At 67.7% G+C, this 19,251-nt stretch carries 17 protein-coding genes; 7 read left to right on the top strand and 10 right to left on the bottom strand.

The window, feature by feature from the left end; all coding sequences use genetic code 11:
• Positions 1–17 precede the first annotated feature (17 nt).
• Positions 18–1,328: a tol-pal system YbgF family protein gene (locus tag ACGLHS_RS28405; protein WP_394485189.1), complete on the top strand. Its 1,311-nt coding sequence runs from the start codon at positions 18–20 to the stop codon at positions 1,326–1,328.
• Here the strand turns inward: ACGLHS_RS28405 and ACGLHS_RS28400 are convergent.
• From ACGLHS_RS28400 to argH, 6 genes are all read right to left on the bottom strand, one after another.
• Entirely contained in the window at positions 1,325–2,782 is a 1,458-nt protein-coding gene (locus ACGLHS_RS28400; protein WP_394485188.1) for an efflux transporter outer membrane subunit, read from the bottom strand. The two genes, ACGLHS_RS28405 and ACGLHS_RS28400, sit on opposite strands and share 4 nt — an antisense overlap.
• Positions 2,782–5,961: an efflux RND transporter permease subunit gene (locus tag ACGLHS_RS28395; protein WP_394485187.1), complete on the bottom strand. Its 3,180-nt coding sequence runs from the start codon at positions 5,959–5,961 to the stop codon at positions 2,782–2,784. The genes ACGLHS_RS28400 and ACGLHS_RS28395 overlap by 1 nt, the downstream gene beginning before the upstream one ends.
• A 9-nt stretch (positions 5,962–5,970) precedes the next feature.
• Positions 5,971–7,173, bottom strand: a complete 1,203-nt coding sequence (locus ACGLHS_RS28390) for an efflux RND transporter periplasmic adaptor subunit (RefSeq protein WP_394485186.1) — start codon at positions 7,171–7,173, stop codon at positions 5,971–5,973.
• Positions 7,174–7,344: 171 nt separating this feature from the next.
• Positions 7,345–8,016: an isoprenylcysteine carboxylmethyltransferase family protein gene (locus ACGLHS_RS28385; RefSeq protein ID WP_093236528.1), complete on the bottom strand. Its 672-nt coding sequence runs from the start codon at positions 8,014–8,016 to the stop codon at positions 7,345–7,347.
• Between the two features lie 156 nt (positions 8,017–8,172).
• Positions 8,173–9,651 carry a rhomboid family intramembrane serine protease gene (locus ACGLHS_RS28380; protein ID WP_394485185.1) on the bottom strand — a complete coding sequence of 493 codons (1,479 nt, stop codon included), beginning with the start codon at positions 9,649–9,651 and terminating at the stop codon, positions 8,173–8,175.
• A 22-nt stretch (positions 9,652–9,673) separates the two neighbouring features.
• Positions 9,674–11,071, bottom strand: a complete 1,398-nt coding sequence (gene argH, locus ACGLHS_RS28375; RefSeq protein ID WP_394485184.1) for an argininosuccinate lyase — start codon at positions 11,069–11,071, stop codon at positions 9,674–9,676.
• Between the two features lie 56 nt (positions 11,072–11,127).
• Between argH and ACGLHS_RS28370 the strand changes: the two genes are divergently transcribed.
• Genes ACGLHS_RS28370 through ACGLHS_RS28360 form a run of 3 tightly spaced genes read left to right on the top strand, consistent with a single transcriptional unit; the run spans position 11,128 to position 14,236 of the window.
• Positions 11,128–12,204, top strand: a complete 1,077-nt coding sequence (locus ACGLHS_RS28370) for a sensor histidine kinase (protein WP_394485404.1) — start codon at positions 11,128–11,130, stop codon at positions 12,202–12,204.
• Positions 12,201–12,947, top strand: a complete 747-nt coding sequence (locus ACGLHS_RS28365) for a LytR/AlgR family response regulator transcription factor (RefSeq protein WP_394485183.1) — start codon at positions 12,201–12,203, stop codon at positions 12,945–12,947. The genes ACGLHS_RS28370 and ACGLHS_RS28365 overlap by 4 nt, the downstream gene beginning before the upstream one ends.
• Complete coding sequence (locus ACGLHS_RS28360; protein ID WP_394485182.1) at positions 12,944–14,236, top strand: AI-2E family transporter; 1,293 nt, start codon at positions 12,944–12,946, stop codon at positions 14,234–14,236. Before ACGLHS_RS28365 ends, ACGLHS_RS28360 begins: the two co-directional genes overlap by 4 nt.
• 3 nt (positions 14,237–14,239) lie before the next feature.
• Here the strand turns inward: ACGLHS_RS28360 and ACGLHS_RS28355 are convergent, their stop codons facing one another.
• Positions 14,240–14,821 (bottom strand): TetR/AcrR family transcriptional regulator, encoded by a 582-nt coding sequence (locus tag ACGLHS_RS28355; RefSeq protein WP_394485181.1) that lies wholly within the window; start codon positions 14,819–14,821, stop codon positions 14,240–14,242.
• 113 nt (positions 14,822–14,934) lie between these two features.
• Here ACGLHS_RS28355 and ACGLHS_RS28350 point away from each other — a divergent pair, with 113 nt between their 5' ends.
• Positions 14,935–15,387 (top strand): hypothetical protein, encoded by a 453-nt coding sequence (locus tag ACGLHS_RS28350; RefSeq protein WP_394485180.1) that lies wholly within the window; start codon positions 14,935–14,937, stop codon positions 15,385–15,387.
• A 23-nt stretch (positions 15,388–15,410) separates the two neighbouring features.
• Here ACGLHS_RS28350 and ACGLHS_RS28345 read toward each other — a convergent pair whose 3' ends face one another.
• Positions 15,411–15,917 (bottom strand): winged helix-turn-helix transcriptional regulator, encoded by a 507-nt coding sequence (locus ACGLHS_RS28345; protein ID WP_394485179.1) that lies wholly within the window; start codon positions 15,915–15,917, stop codon positions 15,411–15,413.
• Positions 15,918–16,099: 182 nt separating this feature from the next.
• Between ACGLHS_RS28345 and ACGLHS_RS28340 the strand changes: the two genes are divergently transcribed.
• Positions 16,100–16,492, top strand: coding sequence for a 4-oxalocrotonate tautomerase family protein (locus ACGLHS_RS28340; protein ID WP_394485178.1), 393 nt, complete (start codon positions 16,100–16,102; stop codon positions 16,490–16,492).
• On the opposite strand, the gene ACGLHS_RS28335 is transcribed toward ACGLHS_RS28340, so the two are convergent.
• On the bottom strand, positions 16,486–17,736 hold the full coding sequence (locus ACGLHS_RS28335) for a nitrate/nitrite transporter (RefSeq protein ID WP_394485177.1): 1,251 nt from the start codon (positions 17,734–17,736) through the stop codon (positions 16,486–16,488). The genes ACGLHS_RS28340 and ACGLHS_RS28335 overlap by 7 nt on opposite strands.
• A 9-nt stretch (positions 17,737–17,745) precedes the next feature.
• Positions 17,746–18,279: a GNAT family N-acetyltransferase gene (locus tag ACGLHS_RS28330; RefSeq protein ID WP_394485176.1), complete on the bottom strand. Its 534-nt coding sequence runs from the start codon at positions 18,277–18,279 to the stop codon at positions 17,746–17,748.
• 48 nt (positions 18,280–18,327) lie between these two features.
• Between ACGLHS_RS28330 and ACGLHS_RS28325 the strand changes: the two genes are divergently transcribed.
• Entirely contained in the window at positions 18,328–19,251 is a 924-nt protein-coding gene (locus tag ACGLHS_RS28325; RefSeq protein ID WP_394485175.1) for a LysR family transcriptional regulator, read from the top strand.

Here is a 19,251-nt window from a genome sequence, read left to right as displayed (position 1 = left end):
GAAAGCAGGCCTTCGCCATGATCGTCGTCAAGGATTCGTTGCCGCCTCCGCCGCCGTTCTGGCACCGGCTCAACAGCTTCTTCGCCTTTCCGTTCCAGATGCGGCCGCTGGCCTATGGCCTGCTGCTGTCGTTCTGCAGCCTGTTCTTCGAGGCGATCTTCTTCCTGCCCGATGCGCTGGCCTTCGTGCTCATCGAGATCGGCATCATGCTGGCGGCCAGCCGGTACGGCTTCAAGATCATCGCGCTCGGCGCGCGCGGCATCCGCGATTCGGCCGACTTCGGCCGCGAGTCCAGCGACGACTGGACCTACCTGCCGTGGAAGCTGTTCGCCATCTCGGTGGTGCAGGCTTTCCTGATCGGCTGGCTGGCCTGGTATGCGCCGGTGCTGGGTACGGTGGCGCTGTTCGTCATGTCCTTCACCTTTCCGGCGGCGGTGATCGTGCTGGTGCAGTCCGGCAGCTTCTTCCAGGCCATGAACCCGGGCCACGTGATGGACGCGATGCGCACCATCGGCTGGCCTTACGCGCTGTTGTGCTTCTTCCTGTTCCTCTTGAGTTCGGGCGCGCAGGTGGCCATTTCGATGGTGGTGCCGATGTTCGACGGCCGCATCATCCTGCCGATCGTCAACTTCGCCTTCATCTACTTCGGCTGGGTCATGGCGAGCCTGCTGGGCTACGTGATGTTCCAGCACCACGATGCGTTCGGCATCGACGCCGTGCCCGGGAGCGAACTCGGCGATGGCGCACCGGTGGACCGCCGCACGCCCGAGCAGATCGCCGCGCAGCGCACCGATGCCGAGGTGGCGCAACTCATCACCGATGGCGACCTCGCCGCTGCGCTCGGCACGGCCTACGAAGCGCAGCGCACGGCCGCGTCGGACGACCTCGCAGCGCAGCGCCGCTACCACCGCGTGCTGGCGATGCTGCCCGACAAGCAGGCCACGATGCTCGACCAGGCGCGGCGCTTCATCCCGCTGCTGATGCGCCGCGACATGGCGTCCGAAGCGCTGAAGGTCTTCAAGCTTTGCCGCGAGCGCGACAAGACCTTTTCGCTCGACGATCCGTCGATGGTGATTGCGATGGCGCGTGCCGAATGGCGCAACGGCGACGCGCACGCCACGCTGGCGTTGCTGTCGGGTTTCGATCGCCGCTTTCGCGGCAACGAGGCGATCCCGCAGGCCTATGAATTGGCAGCCCGCGCGCTGGTGCAGGGGCTGGGGCGCACGGACATGGCGCAGCCGATTTTGACGACGCTGGAGTCGCGTTATCCGGACAGTGAGCAGACGCAGGAAGTGCGTTGGTTGCTGCGGCCGGCGGTGTCGGCTTAGCTTTTGCCTGAGCCGTCCTTCCACCCCCCACCCAACGCCTTGTAGATCGTCAGCCGATTGGTCTGCTCCGTAAGCTGCAACCCAATCAACGTCTGCTGCGCCGCGTAGTACGCGCGTTGCGCATCGAGCACCTCGAGATAACTGCTCGCACCGCTCTTGAACAGCGACTGCGACAGTTCGAAGCTTCGCGAGGTGGCGCCCAGCAGCGAGCGTTGCGCATCGAGCCGCTCGGCCAGCGTGCGGCGTTCAGCCAGCGCATCGGCCACTTCACGGAACGCGGTCTGCACGGTCTTCTCGTAGGTCGCGAGTTGGATCTTCTGCTGCGTCTCGGCCACGCGCAGGTTCGCGCGGTTGGCGCCGCCATCAAAGATCGGCACGCTGATCGAGGGCGCGAAGCTCCATGCCTTGCTGCCGCCCGCGAACAAACCCGAGAGATTGCTGCTGGCCGTGCCGGCCGATGCAGTGAGCGCGATGCGCGGAAAGAACGCGGCGCGCGCTGCACCGATGTCGGCGTTGCTGGCGCGCAGTGCGTGTTCGGCGGCACGAACGTCGGGGCGCTGCTGGAGCACGTCCGACGACAAGCCGGCGGGTGGTACCAGCAGTTGCGCGGCTGCGGCCGTATCGGTGGCCGTTGTCGAGGCGGCCGGCACCGGAAGCAGTTCGACCGGCGGCGTGGTCCCGACCAGCAAGGCCAGCGCGTTGCGGGCCTGTTCGACCTGGCTGTCGAATGCCGCGGCATCCGCGCGTGCTGCATCGACGGTGCTCTGCGATTGCGCCAGCGCCAGGCCCGATTGCGAACCCAGTGCGTGGCTGCGCTGGATCAGTTCGAAGGATTTGCGCTGGCTGTCGAGCGTGCTGCGCGCGAGCTGCAGCCGCTGCTCGTCGGCGGCCAGCTGCAGCCACGCAGTGGCCACGGCGGCGACCAGGCTGATCTGCGTGCTGTGCCGGGTCTCCTCGGTCTGGAAGTAGCTTTGCAGCGCGGATTCGCTCAGGTTGCGCACGCGCCCGAACAGGTCGAGTTCGTAGCTCGTCAGGCCGAGGTCGGCGGTGTACTGCGAGGCATAACGCGCCTCGCCGTTGGTCGACAGGCTGCCCGGCGTGCGCGAGCGGCTGCCGCCCGCGCCGGCCTCGACGGTCGGGAGCAGGCCGGCGCGCGCGATGCCGTACTGGGCCCGTGCGCGTTCGATGTTGAGCGCGGCCACGCGCAGGTCGCGGTTGTTGGCAAGCGCGAGTTCGACCACGCCTCGCAGGCGCGGGTCGACGAAGAAGTCGCGCCATGCGACGTCGAGCGGCGTGGCTGCTTCGACCCCAGCGGAGGGCAGAGTTTGCGGGACAGGGGCGGCCGGCTTTTCGTAAGCGGGCGCGAGATTCACGCAACCCGCGAGCACGACGGAGGCCATGGCCGCGCAAGCCAACGCGCGCAGGGGAAAGTGGGGCAGGGCAGCGCGCACCATCAGTGGCCTCCCTGCTCGGCGGCTGGCGCGGGCAGTGGTCCCACTGCCTCATCGGGCACGGCAGGCTTGCGCCGCCCCTGCAGCCATCCGCGAATCAACGCGAAGAACAGCGGCACGAAGAAGATGCCCAGCGCGGTGCCGACCACCATGCCGCCCAGCACCGCGGTGCCGATCGACTGGCGGCCACCCGCGCCGGCACCGGTGCCGATGGCCAGCGGCAGCACGCCGAAGCCGAAGGCCAGCGAGGTCATCAAGATCGGCCGCAGGCGCAGCCGCACCGCCATCAGCGTGGCCTCGATCACGCTCTTGCCTTGCTCCTGCAGTTGCTTGGCGAACTCGACGATCAGGATGGCGTTCTTCGACGACAGCCCCACGGTGGTGAGCAAGCCCACCTGGAAGTACACGTCGTTGCTCAGGCCCCGGAAGCTGGTGAACATCAGCGCGCCGACGATGCCCAGCGGCACCACCAGGATCACCGAGAACGGCACCGACCAGCTCTCGTACAAGGCCGCGAGGCACAGGAACACGAACAGGACCGAGATGGCGTAGAGCATCGGCGCCTGCGCGCCCGACAGCCGCTCCTGGAACGATGCGCCGGTCCATTCGTAGCCGATGCCGGCGGGCATCTGCTTCATCACTTCGTCCACCGCGGCCATGGCGTCGCCGGAGCTCACGCCCGGCGCGGCATCGCCCACGAACTCGTAGCTTGGGCTGCCGTTGTAGCGCTGCAGTTGCGGCGAGCCGTAAGTCCAGCGTGAGCTGGAGAAGGCCGGAAAAGGCACCATCTGGCCGAGGCTGTTGCGCACGCTCCAGCGGTCGATGTCGGCGGGCAGCATGCGAAAGGCGGTGTCGCCCTGCATGTACACGCGCTTGACGCGGCCGTTGTCGAGGAAGTCGTTGATGTAGGTGCCGCCCATCGCGCTGGAGAGCGTGCTGTCGATGTCGGCGGTGGCCAGGCTTGCCGCGCCGGCGCGGGCGTCGTCGATGTCCACCGCGAACTGCGGCGTGTCGTCCAGGTTGTTGCTGCGCACGTTCGCCACCTCGGGGCGCTTCGACAGCAGGTCGATGAGCTGGTCGCGTGCCTTCACCAATGCATCGTGGCCCAGGCCGTTGATGTCCTTCAGGTGAAAGTTGAAGCCCGCGTTGGCGCCGAGCCCGCGCACCGCTGGCGGCAGCAGCACGAAGATGCGCGCGTCGCGGATGGCCGACAGCTCCTTGTTGGCGCGCCGCGCCAACGCGGCGGCCGATTGGCCGTCGCCTTCGCGCTCGGCCCAGTCCCTGAGCTTGACGAAGGCACGCGCCGAACTCTGGTCGCCGTTCTGCCCGGTGATGACGTTCACGCTCAGCACCTCGGGTTGCTTGGTGAAGTAGTCCTGCATCTGCGTGACCACGGGCTGCAGCCGCGCGTCCGATGCGCCCGGCGGCAGCGTCACCTGCACCTGCAGGAAGGCCTGGTCTTCATCGGGCAGGAAGGAGGTCGGCAGCCGCATGAACAGCAGCGCCATCACCGCTGCGATCAGCAGGTACACCACGATGCTGCGCTTGCCGCGTCGGATGATGCCGCCCACCACGCCCTGATAGCGGTCGGCACCCTTGTCGAAGTGGCGGTTGAAGCCCGCGAAGAAACGGTCGACCGCACCCAGCACGCCGCGGCGGGCCACCGCATGCTGGCCTTTGGCGACAGGCTTGAGCAGCGTCGCGCACAGCGCCGGCGTGAGCGTGAGCGCCACGAACACCGACAGCGCCATGGCCGAGACGATGGTGATAGAGAACTGCCGGTAGATCACGCCGGTCGAGCCGCCGAAGAAGGCCATGGGGATGAACACCGCCGACAGCACCAGCGCAATGCCGACCAGCGCCGGCGTGATCTCGGCCATCGACTTGCGCGTGGCCTCCTTGGGCGAGAGGCCTTCCTCGTGCATCACGCGCTCGACGTTCTCCACCACCACGATGGCGTCGTCCACCAAAAGGCCGATGGCCAGCACCATGCCGAACATGGTGAGAGTGTTGATCGAGTAGCCGGCGATCGACAGCACGCCGAAGGTACCCAGCAGCACCACCGGCACGGCAATGGCCGGGATCAGCGTGGCGCGGAAGTTCTGCAGAAAGACATACATCACCAGCACGACCAGCAGCATGGCCTCGGCCAGCGCCTTCACCACTTCGTCGATGGATGCACTGACGAAGGGCGTGGTGTCGTAGCTCACGAAGGTCTGCAGCTGGTTCGGAAAGAGCGGCTGCAGCTCTGCGACCTTGGCCTTGACGGCTTCGGCCACCTGCACCGCATTGGCGCCGTCGGCCAGCACCACGCCCAGGCCGGCGCCGGGGCGGCCGCCGAGTTGCGAGCGCACCGTGAGGTTCTCGGCGCCGAGTTCGACGCGGGCCACATCCTTCAGGCGCACCACGGCGCCGTCGGGCGTGGCGCGCAGCACCACGTTCTCGAACTGCTCGGCCGTCTGCAGCTTGCTGCGCGCGGTGATGGTGGCGTTGAGCTGCTGTTGCGCACTGGCCGGCAGCGCGCCGAGCTGGCCGGCCGACACCTGCGCGTTCTGCGCGGTGATGGCGTTGCCAACGTCCGAGGGCATCAGCGCGTACTTGCGCAGCTTGTCGGGGTCGAGCCACAGGCGCATGGCGTAGCCGGTGCCCAGCGTCTGCACTTCGCCCACGCCGTCGATGCGGCTGATGACGTCCACGAGGTTGCTGCTGATGTAGTCGCCCACGTCCACGGCCGACGCACTGCCGTCGCCCGAGTACATCGAGACGATCATCAGGAAGTCGTTGCCGCCCTTGGTGACGGTGACGCCACGGCTTTGCACCTGCTGCGGCAGCCGCGACATGGCCTGCTGCAGCTTGTTCTGCACCTGCATCTGGGCCACGTCGATGTTGGTGCCCGCGTTGAAGGTGAGCGACAGGCGCGCCACGCCCGACGAGTTGCTGGTCGACTGCATGTACAGCAGGTTGTCCAGCCCCTTCATCTGCTGCTCGATGACCTGCGTGACCGAGTCTTCGACCGTCTTGGCCGAAGCGCCGGTGTAGGTGGCGTTGATGGACACGCGCGGCGGCGCGATGTCGGGGTATTGCTCCAGCGGCAGCGTGCGGATGGCCATCAGCCCGGCGAGCATGACGACGATGGAGAGCACCCACGCGAAGATGGGGCGGTCGATGAAGAACTGGGCCATGGCGGGGCCTCAGCGCGCCACGGGGTTGCTGGCGGCGTCGGCCGCATCGGGCTGTGCGCTGGCCACGGGGCTGGCGGCGGCCGTGGCCCCGAGGTCGACCACCTTCACCTTGTCGCCGACCTTCACGCGCTGCGAGCCTTCCATCATCACGCGGTCGCCGGCGGCCAGCCCGTCGAGCACCTGCCAGCGGGTCCCGACCGCACGGCCGATGTTGACCGGGCGCTTCGCGACCTTGTTGTCGGCGTCGATCACCAGGGCCGAGGCGCTGCCGTCGGGGGCTCGCGTCACGGCCTGTTGCGGCACCAGCAGGGCGGCGGCATTCGTGCCTTCCTGCAGCACGGCGCGCACGTACATGCCGGGCATCAACAGCTTGTCGGGGTTGGGCACCACCGCGCGCAGGGTGACGCTGCCGGTGCCGGCATCGACCGTCACGCCGCTGAAGGTGAGGCGGCCCGCGTGCGGATACTCGCTGCCGTCTTCCAACAACAGCCGGATGCGGGCTTCGGCATCGCTCGCGCGCTGCAGCCGGCCGCTGGCCAGCTCGCGCTTCAGGCGAAGCAGCTCGCTGCTCGACTGTGTGACGTGCACGTGGATCGGGTCGAGCTGCTGCACGGTGGTGAGGGCGGCGGCCTGGTTGGCGGTGACGAGCGCGCCGGGCGTCACGCTCGACAGCTCGGCCCAGCCGGTGATCGGCGAGGTGATGCGCGTGTAGCCAAGCTGGATGCGCGCGGTCTGCTCGGCCGCGCGCGCCACGCCCAGGTCGGCTTCGGCCTGCTGCTCGGTGGCCTGGGTTTCGTCGAACACCTGGCGGCTGATGGCGTCGATCTTCACCAGCTCGGCGTTGCGCTTTGCCACGGTGCGCGCTGTCGCCAGGGCCGACTCGGCCTTGCGCACGCTGGCTTGCGCACTGGCGTGCGCCGCCTGCAGCGAGGCTGGATCGAGCTGGTAGAGCACTTGGCCGGCCTTGACCTGCGAGCCTTCGGTAAAGAGCCGTGCCTTGAGGATGCCGCCGACCTGAGGGCGGATCTCGGCGATGACCGGCGCCGCGGTGCGGCCGGGCAGTTCGGTACTCAGAGCCAGCGCTTCGTGTTTCAGGGTGATGGCGCCGACTTCCTTTTCTGGTGCGGCGGTGGCCTTTGCGGTGCCTGGCGTTTCCACGCTGGTGCGTGAACAACCTGCAAGCGCGGCGATGGCCAGGGCCGTGAGGAGCAAGGCGAAGCGGGAGGTGGTTTGGTCAGGCATCAGACAGGAAATTGAAGTAACGAAAGCCCCAGATGGAGCGAACGCGTGCCTTCAAGTTCAACGCTGCGCGAATGACGCGGCCGGCTTTACACGCGCGTTACCGTACGCGCGGTGCCCCGGGCGGGAGCGCGGAGGCCCCGCCTAGACCACGAAGGGAATCAGCCGCTTGGGCACCCGGCTCATGTAGGCGCGGTATTCGGCGGACTGCATCAGCACCTTTTCTTCGTTCACCATCCGCGCGAACTGGAAGAGGTAGAGCACCGTCAGCAGCAGCAGATTCCACAGCGAAAAGACGTTGAGCAGGAATCCGAGGTGCGTGATGAGATAGCCCAGATAGATCGGGTGCCGCACGAGCCCGTAAGGCCCCTTGGTCACCACGCCGCGGATGGCCGGCAGCAGGCCGAAGTTGCGCCCCAGGTAGATCTTGGCGCTGATCTGCAGCAGCATCCCCGCGACCATCACCGTCTCGGAGATCCACACCGGCACCAGCTTGTCGCCAGCATCGAGCTGGATGAACAGGAAGTAGAAGGTGGCGACGGTGGTCGAGATCACCGTCGAGAAAGAGAAGACGCGTGTCTTCGTCATCTTGGAGAAGATCACGAGCGCGACGATCAGGGTCTCCGAGATCAGCAGCGTGGTCAGGACGATGCTCGGATGCCGCAGCTCGACCCGGACCACCCGGTACACGAAGATCGACAGCGCCAGCGCGGCCAGCACCCGCATGAACAGGTCGAGCGCCACGTCCTTCGTGCTCATTTCGCTCCCTGGCTCCGGCGTCTGCGCGCGCTTGTTGTCTTCCTCTTCTTCCCGCATGAGGCGATCCTCCTGCCGGCAGCGGCCGGCTTGTTTCTTGTGACTGGTTTACACCAGGATTCGCGACTTCGAGGTCACGCCCCTATTGTGTGCGCTGTCAAAAGGCTGCTTGCGGGTTTTTGGGGGCCGGTGCTTCGGCGGCCCGGGCCTTCGCGGTCAGGCGCGCTGCAGTGCGCGCGTCACCATGTCGTTGGGCGCAAGCCGCAGCAGATGCGGCAGCAGGCCAATGGCCTTGTCGCGTTCGCCCGCATGCAGCAAGCCGTTGGCGCACACCGAGAGGGTGTTGGCCAGCTCGGGATGCTCGGGCGCGGTCTTCAGCAGGATGCGGCACAGCCTGTCTGCGTCCTCGAACTGGCGGATGCGCACGAAGCGGCGCGCCAGGCGGGCGATGTCTTCGGGCTTCAGGCGCACGCCGGGGCGGGCCTGCTCGAGGTAGGTCGTGAAGCTCGCGTGCTGCAGGGCCAGCGTGTCGGCGTCGGTGGCGGGCAGGCGGAAGATGCTGCGCGCGGCGCGGTGGAAGTCGTCGCTCGCGGGTTGCAGGCGCGCGGTGTTGAACCAGGCGCGCAGCGTGTCGATGTCGCCGGGGCGCAGGGCGGCCGCGGCGCGCCATTCGGCGCAGGCGTTCTCGAACTTCATCGCGGCGGCCAGCTTGCGGGCGGCGGCCACGTGCTGGTCGAAGCGGTCGTCGTCGTTCACCATTTCCGACTTGACGGTCTCGGGTGTCTTCACGCGGTGCAGCAGCGTGGCGCCGGCCATCAGCGCGGCACCGGTGAGCAGGCCTCCGAGGTGGGCCATGTAGGCGATGCCCTGGCCGCCCAGCCAGTGCTGCATGAGCTCGTTGATGATCCATGCCGGCAGCAGCAGCAGGGCCGGCGCGGTCACGTAGTTGAAATAGAAGAACAGCTGGTAGAAAAAGCGGATGCGCCGCAGCCGGTACATCACCGCGTACATGCCCATCAGCGCCGAGATCGCACCCGAGGCGCCCAGACCGTAGCTGCCCTTGCCCGCATAGGCCCAGCCGGCCAGCGCGGAGGCGCCGACGGCGCCCAGCAGATAGAACGTGAGGTAGGTGCCGCGGCCCAGCGCCAGCTCGACCGAGAAACCGAACAGGAACAAGAAGAGCATGTTGCCCAGCAGATGCCCCGTGCTGCCATGCAGGAAGGCGGCGGTGATCCAGGTCCAGGGCTTGAACTCGGCGTCCTTGCCGTAGTCCTGTGCCCAGCGCTCGGTGAAGGGGGCGGGCAGCATCGCCTCGTAATGCTGGCGGTCGCGCTTCCACTCGGTGTACTGCGGGTTCGCCGGTGTGATGACTTCGTCGGCCTGCAGCTTCTGCAGGAATTTCTTCTCGTGCTGAAGGCCTTCGAGCAGTTGCGGATAGGTGTCCTCATCCGCCAGCATGCGGCGAGCCATCTTGCCGCGCTTGGGGTCCGTCTTTTCGAGCCATTCCACGAAGGGCGGCAGCTCCAGCTGGGGCAGCGCGCTCGTCGTGTAGTAGCGGGCGGCGCGTTCGCGCCCGTTCTCTTCGCTGCGCTGCGGCCCCCAGAACACGAGCATGTTCAAGAGGATCAGCAGCACCGTCATCCACGGTGGGTTGCGCCAGCTCGGTTTGTTTTCGAGCGGGATGGCGTAGAACACGGTGCGGCTGTCGCTGAGAGGCTCAGCCCAGGCGTGCCCGGTGGCGCGCCACTTGCGCCTTCACCTGCGCCGGGGCGGTGCCGCCCAGGATGTTGCGTGCATTGAGCGAGCCGCGCAGGCTCAGCACGTCGTACACGTCCTTCTCGATGCTCGGGTTGAACTGCTGCAGCACCGCCAGCGGCAGCTCCGCGAGGTCGACCTTGTGCGAGGTGGCGGCCTTCACGGCGTGCGCCACGGTTTCGTGCGCGTCGCGGAAGGGCAGGCCCTTCTTCACGAGGTAGTCGGCCAGGTCGGTGGCGGTGGCGTAGCCGCGCAGGGCGGCGGCTTCCATCGCTTCGGGCTTGACGGTGATGCCGCCGATCATCTCGGCAAAGATGCGCAGGGTGTCCTTGAGCGTGTCGACGGTGTCGAACAGCGGCTCCTTGTCTTCCTGGTTGTCCTTGTTGTAGGCCAGGGGCTGGCCCTTCATGAGCGTGATGAGCGCCATCAGGTGGCCGACCACGCGGCCGGTCTTGCCGCGGGCCAGTTCGGGCACGTCGGGGTTTTTCTTCTGCGGCATGATCGACGAGCCCGTGGTGAAGCGGTCGGCGATCTGGATGAAGCCGAAGTTCTGGCTCATCCACAGGATCAGCTCTTCGCTCATGCGGCTGATGTGCACCATGCACAGGCTGGCGGCGGCGGTGAATTCGATCGCGAAGTCGCGGTCGCTCACGGCATCCAGGCTGTTCTGGCACACGCCGTCCATGGCCAGGGTCTTGGCGACCAGTTCGCGGTCGAGCGGGTAGCTGGTGCCGGCGAGGGCCGCGGCGCCCAGGGGCAGGCGGTTGACGCGGCGGCGCACCTCGCCCATGCGTTCGGCGTCGCGGCTGAACATTTCCACGTACGCCAGCATGTGGTGGCCGAAGCTCACGGGCTGGGCCACCTGCAGGTGGGTGAAGCCGGGCAGGATCACGTCGACGTTCTTCTCGGCGATGCTCACCAGCTCTTTCTGCAGCTCGACCAGCAGGTCGCCGATCAGGTCGATCTCGCCGCGCAGCCACAGGCGCACGTCGGTGGCCACCTGGTCGTTGCGGCTGCGGCCGGTGTGCAGGCGCTTGCCGGCGTCGCCGACCAACTGGGTCAGGCGGGCCTCGATGTTCAGGTGCACGTCTTCGAGGTCGAGCTTCCACTCGAAGGCGCCGGATTCGATTTCGGTACGGATCTGCGCCATCCCGCGTTCGATCGCGGCGTGGTCCTGCACGCTGATGATCCCCTGCGCGGCGAGCATGCCGGCGTGTGCCAGCGAGCCTTGGATGTCGGCCTGCCAGAGGCGCTTGTCGAAGAAGACGCTGGAGGTGTAGCGCTTCACCAGGTCGCTCATTGGTTCGGAGAACAGGGCCGACCAGGCTTCGGATTTCTTGTCGAGTTGGTTTTGGGTCATGGGAGCCGTCCAGGAGGCAATAATGGGTTGGTCACCCGATGTAACTGATGTCTGTGATGCGCAACCCGGCGATTTTATCGGCCAGCTCTACAACCACGTCCCCGGCATCGTCGGAAAGGGCCCGTTCGGCCGCGCGCGGCGAGCCCTCGCTGTTCGACGCCTGCCGGATCGGCGTGGTGCTGCGCACCGTGGTGTTCGTCGAGGCGGTGGTGGCCATCGCCACGCTGTTCGTGGTGTCGACACCCGCCGAATGGCTGGTGCAGACGGCCACCGTCACCGGCGGCGCCTTGCCGGCGACGCTGCTGTGGCTGGTGGCGACCTGCGGCCTGAAGAAGCCGCTGCGACGCCTGCCGCGCCAGTGGCAATACGCGGCCGGTGCCACGCTGGGGGCCATCGCCTCTCTTTATGGATGCGGTCTGCTGCGGCTGACGGGCGTGCTGTCCAATGCACCGTGGCTCGCCAGCGCGCTGGCCGGCGCTCTTTTTGCGGGGCTGGTGATGGCGGCGATGGTGCTGCGCGCGCGCGGCCAGACGCCCGCCGCGACCACGGCCCGGCTCGAAGAACTGCAATCGCGCATCCGCCCCCACTTTCTGTTCAACACGCTCAACAGCGCCATTGCGCTGGTGCGCGAGGAACCGGCCAAGGCCGAGACCATGCTCGAAGACCTGGCCGAGCTGTTTCGACAGGCGCTGGCCGACCCGGGCGAATCGGGCACGCTGGCCGACGAGATCGCACTGGCCGAGCGCTACCTGGCCATCGAGCAGGTGCGCTTCGGCGACCGCCTGCGCATCCGCTGGGACCTCGACGCCGCCGCCAGCAACGCGCGCCTGCCGCCGCTGCTGCTGCAGCCGCTGGTCGAGAACGCCATCAAGCACGGCGTCGAACCCAGCCCCGAGGGCGCCAAGCTGCGCATCCGCACCGAGCGGCGCGGCTCCATGGTGGTGATCGAGGTGGTCAACAGCCTGCCGCCGCTGCGCTGGGCCGACGAGCCGCTGCCGCGCGGCCACGGCATCGCGCTGGCCAATGTGCGAGACCGCCTGCGCCTCTTGCACGACATGCAGATGCAGTTCAGCGCCGGCATGGACCAGAAGAACTACCGGGTGCGCATCGCCATCCCCGCCGAATCATCATGAGCCTCAAGACCCTGATCGTTGACGACGAAGCCCTGGCGCGCTCGCGCATGCGCACCCTGCTGCGCGACTGCACATCGCCCGCTGCCGAAGTGGTGGCCGAGGCCTCGCAGGGCGCGGAAGCGCAGCAGCACCTGGCCACGATGGCGCTCGACCTCGTGCTGCTCGACGTGCACATGCCCGGCGTCGACGGCATCGAGGTGGCGCGTGCGCTGCGCAGTCGGGCCGATGCGCCGGCCGTGGTGTTCGTCACCGCGCATGCCGCCCACGCGGTGACGGCCTTCGAGCTCGATGCGGTCGACTACCTGACCAAGCCGGTGCGGGCCGAACGCCTGCAGCAGGCCTTGCAGAAGGTCGAGCGCTTCCTCAAGGAGCGCCGCGCGATGCAGGCCGAGGCCGCGCCCGAAAGCGTGCTGATCCAGGACCGGGGCCGTGCCGAGCGGGTGCCGCTGTCCGAAGTGCTCTATCTGAAGTCCGAATACAAGTACCTCACTGTGCGCACCGCCACGCGCAGCCACATCCTCGATGGCTCTCTCAACGAGTTCGAGGAGCGCTATCCGAACCGTTTCCTGCGCGTGCATCGCAATGCGCTGGTGGCGCGTTCGGCGATTCGGGCATTGGAGAAATACGACGACGGCGAGGACGCCGAAGGCTGGGCCCTGCGGCTCGATGCGATTCCCGAACCCGTGGCGGTGTCGCGGCGCCAGCTGGCCGCCGTGCGCGAAGTGCTGAAGGAAGCGCGATGACCGAAGAAACCAACGCACCTTCCGGCAAGCCGCGGGTTGCAGAAGCGCCGCAACCCGCGCCCGAGCCGCCACCCGAGTCACCGCCCGCCGAGCCTCCGCAGCCAACCAGCGGCGAGCCTGCTTCCACGCCTGAACCCGAATCCGAGGAGACGCCCGCAGCGAGGCCGCGCGCACGGGCACGCGAGCGCCTGCTGCTGCACATGCCGGTCGACGTGCGCAGCGCCTCGCTGGTGGTGCTCGCCGTGCTGGCAACCGTCTTCGCCTTGCAGTGGGGGCAGGCCGTCTTCATTCCGCTGATGCTGAGCCTGCTGCTCACCTATGCGCTGTCGCCATTGGTCGACATGCTGCATCGCTGGAAGCTGCCGCGCTGGATTGCCGCGGCGGTGATCCTGCTGGGCCTCTTCGGCGGCCTGGGATGGACGGGCTATTCGCTGTCGGGCAACGCCTCGCAATTGCTCGATTCGCTGCCGGTGGCCGCGCAGAAGCTGGGGCAGGCGATGCGCCGCGACAAGAGCGCGAGCGCCACGCCGCTCGAAAGCGTGCAGCAGGCGGCCGCGCAGCTCGAGAAGGCCGCCGAGGAAAACTCCGCGCGCGTCGCGGCGCGCAAGGGCGTGGCCCGCGTCGTCATCGAGCGGCCGGGCTTCAACGTGCGCGACTACCTGCTCAGCGGCACCGTCGGCCTGCTGAACGCGTTGGGGCAGCTCACGCTGGTGGCCTTCCTGACCTACTTCGCGCTGTGCTCGGGCGACACCTTCCGCCGCAAGCTCATCAAGATCACCGGCTCGAGCCTGCAACGAAAGAAGGTCACCGTGCACGTGCTGGACGACATCACGCGCAACATCGAGCGCTACCTGCTGGTGCAGATCCTGGTGAGCGCATTGGTGGGTGTGGCGACCGGGCTGGCGTTCTGGATCATCGGGGTCGAGAACGCGGCCGTGTGGGGAATCATCGCGGGCGTGACCAACCTCATTCCCTACATCGGCTCGGTGATCGTGCTGGTGGCGGCGGGGCTCGTGGCCTTCCTGCAGTTCAACAGCCTGCAGATGGGCATCGTGGTCGCCGGCGTGTCGCTGGCCATCCATACCCTCATCGGCAACCTGCTGATGCCCTGGCTCACCAGCCGCACCAGCCGCATGAACCCGGTGGCGGTGTTCGTGGGCGTGATCTTCTGGGGCTGGCTCTGGGGCATCTGGGGCCTGCTGCTGGGCATTCCGATCACGATGGTGATCAAGTCGATCTGCGACCGGGTGGAAGACCTGCAGCCCATCGGCGAGCTGCTGGGGGAATAAGGCTCAGCCGAGCAGCGCCTTCAGCTCGTCGGCCGCGGCCTTGAGGATTTCCCGCGAGAGCGCCTCGTCGTTCACCGCACGCGACAGCGACACCGCGCCGACCAATGAAGAGAGCGCCGCGATGGCCTTCGCGCGCTTTTCCTTCGATTTTTCCGCCGCCGCCAGGCTGGCCAGCAGGTCGAGGTACGTGTTCACCTGCTGCGTGTAGGCCGTGCGCGTGCGCTCGTTGCCACGGGCCACGTCGCCTGCCAGCGTGGTCACGGCACAGCTCGAGGCCAGTGCGTCCCGGTGCGCGGTGCTCAGGTAGGCATCGACCAGCCGGGCCGCGACGACAGGGCGGCTCGCCTTGGATGCGGCCACGGCCTCGACGGCGCGGCCACCGTTGCTCAGCGCGCATTCGACCGCTTCGGCCACCAGCGCGTCGCGCGAGGCGAAGTGGCGGTAGAAGCCGCCATGCGTCAGGCCCGCGTCCTTCATGAGTTCGGCCACGCCCACGCCGTCGACGCCGGCCTCGCGGAAACGCGCAGCCGCCGTCTGCACGATGCGCGCGTGGCTTTCTTCCTTGTTCGCTTTTGAATGGCCCATGGGCGTGAAAAGTCCTCGGTCGTGTGCTTGACGATCAGGATTATGTTCATCATCATCCTCGATGTGGATGATGGTCGTCATTCAGAATCAACAATCTCTTGCAGGAGCTTCCCATGCCCATGATCGATGTCTATGCTGCCGCAGACCTGTTTCCGGCCGGTGCCGAGACCGACCGCCAACTCGGCGAAGCGCTCACGCTGGCGGTGCTTCGCGCCGAAGGCGTGGCCAAGCCCGGCCCCTTCCACCTGGACAACACGGCCGCGTACATCCATCGCATGCCGGCATCGGCGGTGCAGACCGCCACCACTGCGCAGGCACGCACGGTGCGCGTGCAGATCATCACGCCGCCGGGCTCGCTGAACCGCGAGGGGCAAAAGCAGATCACGAAGGAAGCCACCGAGATCGTCACGAAGCTGTCGGGCGACCCGAGCCAGGCCGCGCGCACGTGGGTGATCCTGACCGAGGCGGTCGAAGGCGGCTGGGGCATGTTCGGCACGGCCTTCGGCAAGGAAGAGTTCGCCGCGTTGGCCGCCAAGGCGAAGGCCGCTGCAGCCGCGGGCGGGTAGGCCGCGCCGCGCCTGAGGCCCTGTCAGCGAGGGCTTGGCTTGGCGGTGGGCGGTTTCGCCTTGGTGCGCGATGCCGCCGCTTTCGCGGGCAGCTTCTTCACGAAGGTATCGGCCGCATCCAGCGGCTGGCCGTCGCGTGTGCGCAGGTCGATCTTCTGCACCGGCTTGCCGCTTTCCCGCTCGAGCAGCACGGAGTGCGGCTCGCCCTTGGCATAGAGATGCGCCTCGCCCCAATGGCGCAGGCCGACCACCACGGGGAAGAGGCCCTTGCCCTTCGGCGTGAGCACGTATTCCTGGTAGAGCGTGCCGTCCGATGCGGGCACGAGGTCGAGCACGCCTTCCTGCACCAAGGTCTTGAGCCGGTCTGCCAGGATGTTCTTGGCCACGCCCAGGCTTTGCTGGAATTCGCCAAAGCGCTTCATGCCGTCGAAGGCGTCGCGGATGATGAGCAGCGACCACTGGTCGCCCACGATCTCCAGCGACCGCGCCATCGGGCAGGCGTCGTCTTTCAGGCTTTTTCTCCGGGCCATCCTCGTTCTTTCATTCTTGCAAGGCACGCGTGCCAACTGGTTGCAGGATTAGACCGCAATGGCGACGGGGTCGCAAAAGAAAACCAGAATGGCCACGATCTTTCTGGCCTGATCCACTGATCCGAAGCCCGGGCCCGATGGATTCACCCGGCCCGCACCGACCCTCGAAGAAAGCCCCCGACATGCCCTACCTGCAGCTCGACGTGAACGGCCCGCACCCCGTGGCCGACAAGAAACGCCTCGCGAAAAAACTCAGCGAGACCTACGCGCAGATGATGAGCGTCGACATCCGCCGCATCAGCATCGCGATCCGCGAAGTGGGCGAGGGTGGCGTCTGGCGCATGGTGGACGGCGAGCCGGTCGAAGTGTCGGTGCTGATGTGCGACATCCGGCGCGGCCGCTCCGCCGAACTGCGGCTCGAAGTGGCAAAGGCGCTGTGCCGCGACTGCATCGACATCCTGGGCCTGCGCGAAGACCGGCTCAATGTCGAGTTCACCCAGCACACCGGCGACGAGATGTACCACCCGACGCTCGGCGGCTACAGCCCCGAGTGGTCGGAAGACGAAGCTCAGTGAGCCGGTCGCGCGCGGTGCAGCCGTGAGAAGCGCGCGATCATCCACGGCCCCAGCAGCGCACCCAGCCCGACCGAACTCCACGCCGCCACCCAGCTGTGCGTGCTGCCCAGGCCGAAGCGCGTCTGGCCCCAGTCCAGCGCCAGGCCGAACACCCAGGGGCTGAGCGCGCCCGCGCCGAAGCCCATCACCGAGCGCACCGAATACGCGACGCCCAGGCGATGCGGCGCCACCACGTCGGCCAGCGCGGTCGAGTAGACCGACGAATCGGCGATGGCCAGCAGGTTGTAGATGGCCGCCGCCGCGGCCAGCAGCCACAGCGGCCAGGTCCACATCCAGCCGAACGTGAAAGACATGCAGAGGCTGGCGACAGTCGCGATCATCATGACCCGCGCGCGACCCAGCCGGTCCGACGCCGCGCCGCCCGCGATGCTGCCTAGCACGCTCACCAGATGCGCGAAGGCCGCGAGCGCAATGCCCGCGCCCTGCCACGCGGCGGTGCCACCCGACGAGGCGACCAGATAGGCCGGCAGCCAGGCCCACAGCGCCATCAGCTCCCAGCAGTGGAAGGCATAGGCCCAGTTGCCGGCCATCGCGGGCTTGTCGCGCACCGTGGCGGCCAAGGCGTTCCATGTGCCTTCGCGGGCCGCTTGCGTGGGGCGTGAAGGCGGGCGCATGCGCCGCATGGCCTGCACCGTCAGCAAGGCACCCGCCACCGAGCAGGCGGCGGCCACCAGCAGGCCGTGCCGCCAGTGTTGCGCGTGGCTGAAGGCCGCGACCACCGCGAGCGACACCGCATAGCCCATCGACGATGCACCGATGAAAAGCCCCATCGCACGGCCGCGCACCGCGGGCTCGGCATTGCGCGCCAGCAGTTGCAGGCCCGGCGTGTATGACGCGCCCGCGCACAACCCCGCCAGCCCATACAGCAGCATCGCGGAACGGTGGTCGTGCGCGAAGAGCGCGAAGGCCAGCGCCGCCACCGCGCTGATGAAGCTGCCGCCGAAGAAGATGCGGTGCGGCCCGTAGCGGTCGGCCAGCAGGCCCACCGCGAACAGCGAGGCCATGTAGCCCACATGCCATGCGCTCTGGATCGAGCCGGCCTGCGCGGCCGACATCTGCCAGTCGGCCATCATGAAAGGCAGCACGCCCGAGTAGGCCGTGACGATCATGGCCTGCAGCAGCCGGCTCGCGCACAACAGCGCGAGCCATCCGCGCAGGGGCGCGGTGGCGTTGTCGCTCGACATGCCGGGGGCTCAGCGCAGCGCGCGCTGCATCAGCACCGTGTCGACCCACTGCCCGAACTTGAAGCCGACGTCGCGCAGCACGCCCACCCGCTCGAAGCCCAGGCTTTCGTGCAGGCGCTGCGAGCCGGCGTTGGCGCTGTTGCCGACCACCGCCACCATCTGCGTGAAGCCGCTGTCGGTGCAGCGCCGGATCACCTCGGCGAGCAGCGCCTTGCCGATGCCGTGGCCGTGCATGCCCTGCGCGACGTAGATCGAGTCTTCGACCGTGTGGCGGTAGGCGGAGCGGGCGCGGTAGGCGCTCGCATAGGCGTAGCCGGCCACCTCGCCGTTCTTCAGCGCGACGAGGTAGGGCATGCCGTTGCGCAGCGCGTCGTTGCGGCGCGACTGCATCTGCTCGACGGTGGGCACTTCTTCCTCGAAGGAGCACAGGTCGTGCAGCACGTAGTGGCTGTAGATGGCCTGCACCGCAGGCATGTGATGCGCCCCGGCATCGAGGATTTCAACGGTGGCGACGGGTGTGACGGCGAGAGTTGGCGATGACATGCCCCGATCTTGACGAGGACCTGTCGATAAGTGAAGCTTGGCTCAGCTATGCAAGGCATAAGGAATACTTTGAAAAAGACACTGAACCTCGACCAGCTCAAGTCCTTCGGACTGGTGATCGAAACGGGCAGCTTCTCGGCCGCCGCCGACCGGCTCGGCGTGTCCCAGCCGGCGGTGAGCCTGCAGATCCGCCAGCTGGAGCGCCGCCTCGGCGTGCGGCTGGTCGAGCGGGTCGGCAAACGCGCGAAGGCCACGCCCGCCGGCATGGAGCTGTTGCGCCACACCCATCACATCGAGACCGCGGTGGACAACGCCATCGACGCGCTGGCCGACCACGCGAGCGGCGTCACGGGCCGCGTGCGGCTGGGCACGGGCGCGACGGCCTGCCTGTACTTTCTGCCTGGCGTGCTGCGCGCATTGCGCGAGGCGTTTCCGGCGCTCAGCGTCGTGGTCAGCACCGGCAACACCGACGACCACGTGCGCAAGGTGGAAGAAAACAGCCTCGACCTCGCGCTGGTCACGCTGCCGGCGGCGGGGCGTTCATTGACGGTGATGCCGGTGCTGGACGATGCGTTCGTCGCCATCGGCCGCCACGACCTTGCGCCCCTGAAGGCGCGCGTGGCGCCGGCGGACCTGGGTGCCTTGCCGCTGGTGCTGTTCGAGCCCGCGGCCAACACGCGCAAGCTGGTCGACCGATGGTTCGCCGCCGAGGGCCTGCAGCCGCGGCCCGTGATGGAGCTGGGCAGCGTCGAGGCGATGAAGGAGATGGTGGCTGCGGGGCTGGGCTACGGCATCGTGCCCGCGATGTCGATGGTGGGGCGCGGTGCACACCCCGAGCTGAAGACCAGCCGCCTGAACCCTCGCATGCATCGCACGCTGGCCATCGTGATCCGGCGGGACAAGCCCGTCAGCAAGGCCTTGCGCGTGGTGCTCGATGCGATCGTGGCGGCCGGGAAGACCGGCCGCCACTGA

Source organism: Variovorax sp. VaC1 (assembly GCF_043658315.1).
GTDB lineage: Bacteria > Pseudomonadota > Gammaproteobacteria > Burkholderiales > Burkholderiaceae_C > Variovorax.
The sequence above is the reverse complement of the archived record's forward strand: the minus strand, read 5'-3'. Positions and strand labels throughout refer to the sequence as shown.

Bases quoted from the DNA above. Each gene is read 5' to 3' on its own strand.
- ACGLHS_RS28350 (WP_394485180.1), top strand. From the start codon at position 14,935: ATGCCCATGATCGATGTCTATGCTGCCGCAGACCTGTTTCCGGCCGGT.
- ACGLHS_RS28385 (WP_093236528.1), bottom strand. From the start codon at position 8,016: ATGCGGGAAGAAGAGGAAGACAACAAGCGCGCGCAGACGCCGGAGCCA.
- ACGLHS_RS28360 (WP_394485182.1), top strand. From the start codon at position 12,944: ATGACCGAAGAAACCAACGCACCTTCCGGCAAGCCGCGGGTTGCAGAA.
- ACGLHS_RS28370 (WP_394485404.1), top strand. From the start codon at position 11,128: ATGCGCAACCCGGCGATTTTATCGGCCAGCTCTACAACCACGTCCCCG.
- ACGLHS_RS28340 (WP_394485178.1), top strand. From the start codon at position 16,100: ATGCCCTACCTGCAGCTCGACGTGAACGGCCCGCACCCCGTGGCCGAC.
- ACGLHS_RS28330 (WP_394485176.1), bottom strand. From the start codon at position 18,279: ATGTCATCGCCAACTCTCGCCGTCACACCCGTCGCCACCGTTGAAATC.
- ACGLHS_RS28345 (WP_394485179.1), bottom strand. From the start codon at position 15,917: ATGGCCCGGAGAAAAAGCCTGAAAGACGACGCCTGCCCGATGGCGCGG.
- ACGLHS_RS28365 (WP_394485183.1), top strand. From the start codon at position 12,201: ATGAGCCTCAAGACCCTGATCGTTGACGACGAAGCCCTGGCGCGCTCG.
- ACGLHS_RS28325 (WP_394485175.1), top strand. From the start codon at position 18,328: ATGCAAGGCATAAGGAATACTTTGAAAAAGACACTGAACCTCGACCAG.
- ACGLHS_RS28355 (WP_394485181.1), bottom strand. From the start codon at position 14,821: ATGGGCCATTCAAAAGCGAACAAGGAAGAAAGCCACGCGCGCATCGTG.
- ACGLHS_RS28405 (WP_394485189.1), top strand. From the start codon at position 18: ATGATCGTCGTCAAGGATTCGTTGCCGCCTCCGCCGCCGTTCTGGCAC.
- ACGLHS_RS28335 (WP_394485177.1), bottom strand. From the start codon at position 17,736: ATGTCGAGCGACAACGCCACCGCGCCCCTGCGCGGATGGCTCGCGCTG.
- ACGLHS_RS28400 (WP_394485188.1), bottom strand. From the start codon at position 2,782: ATGGTGCGCGCTGCCCTGCCCCACTTTCCCCTGCGCGCGTTGGCTTGC.
- ACGLHS_RS28395 (WP_394485187.1), bottom strand. From the start codon at position 5,961: ATGGCCCAGTTCTTCATCGACCGCCCCATCTTCGCGTGGGTGCTCTCC.
- argH (WP_394485184.1), bottom strand. From the start codon at position 11,071: ATGACCCAAAACCAACTCGACAAGAAATCCGAAGCCTGGTCGGCCCTG.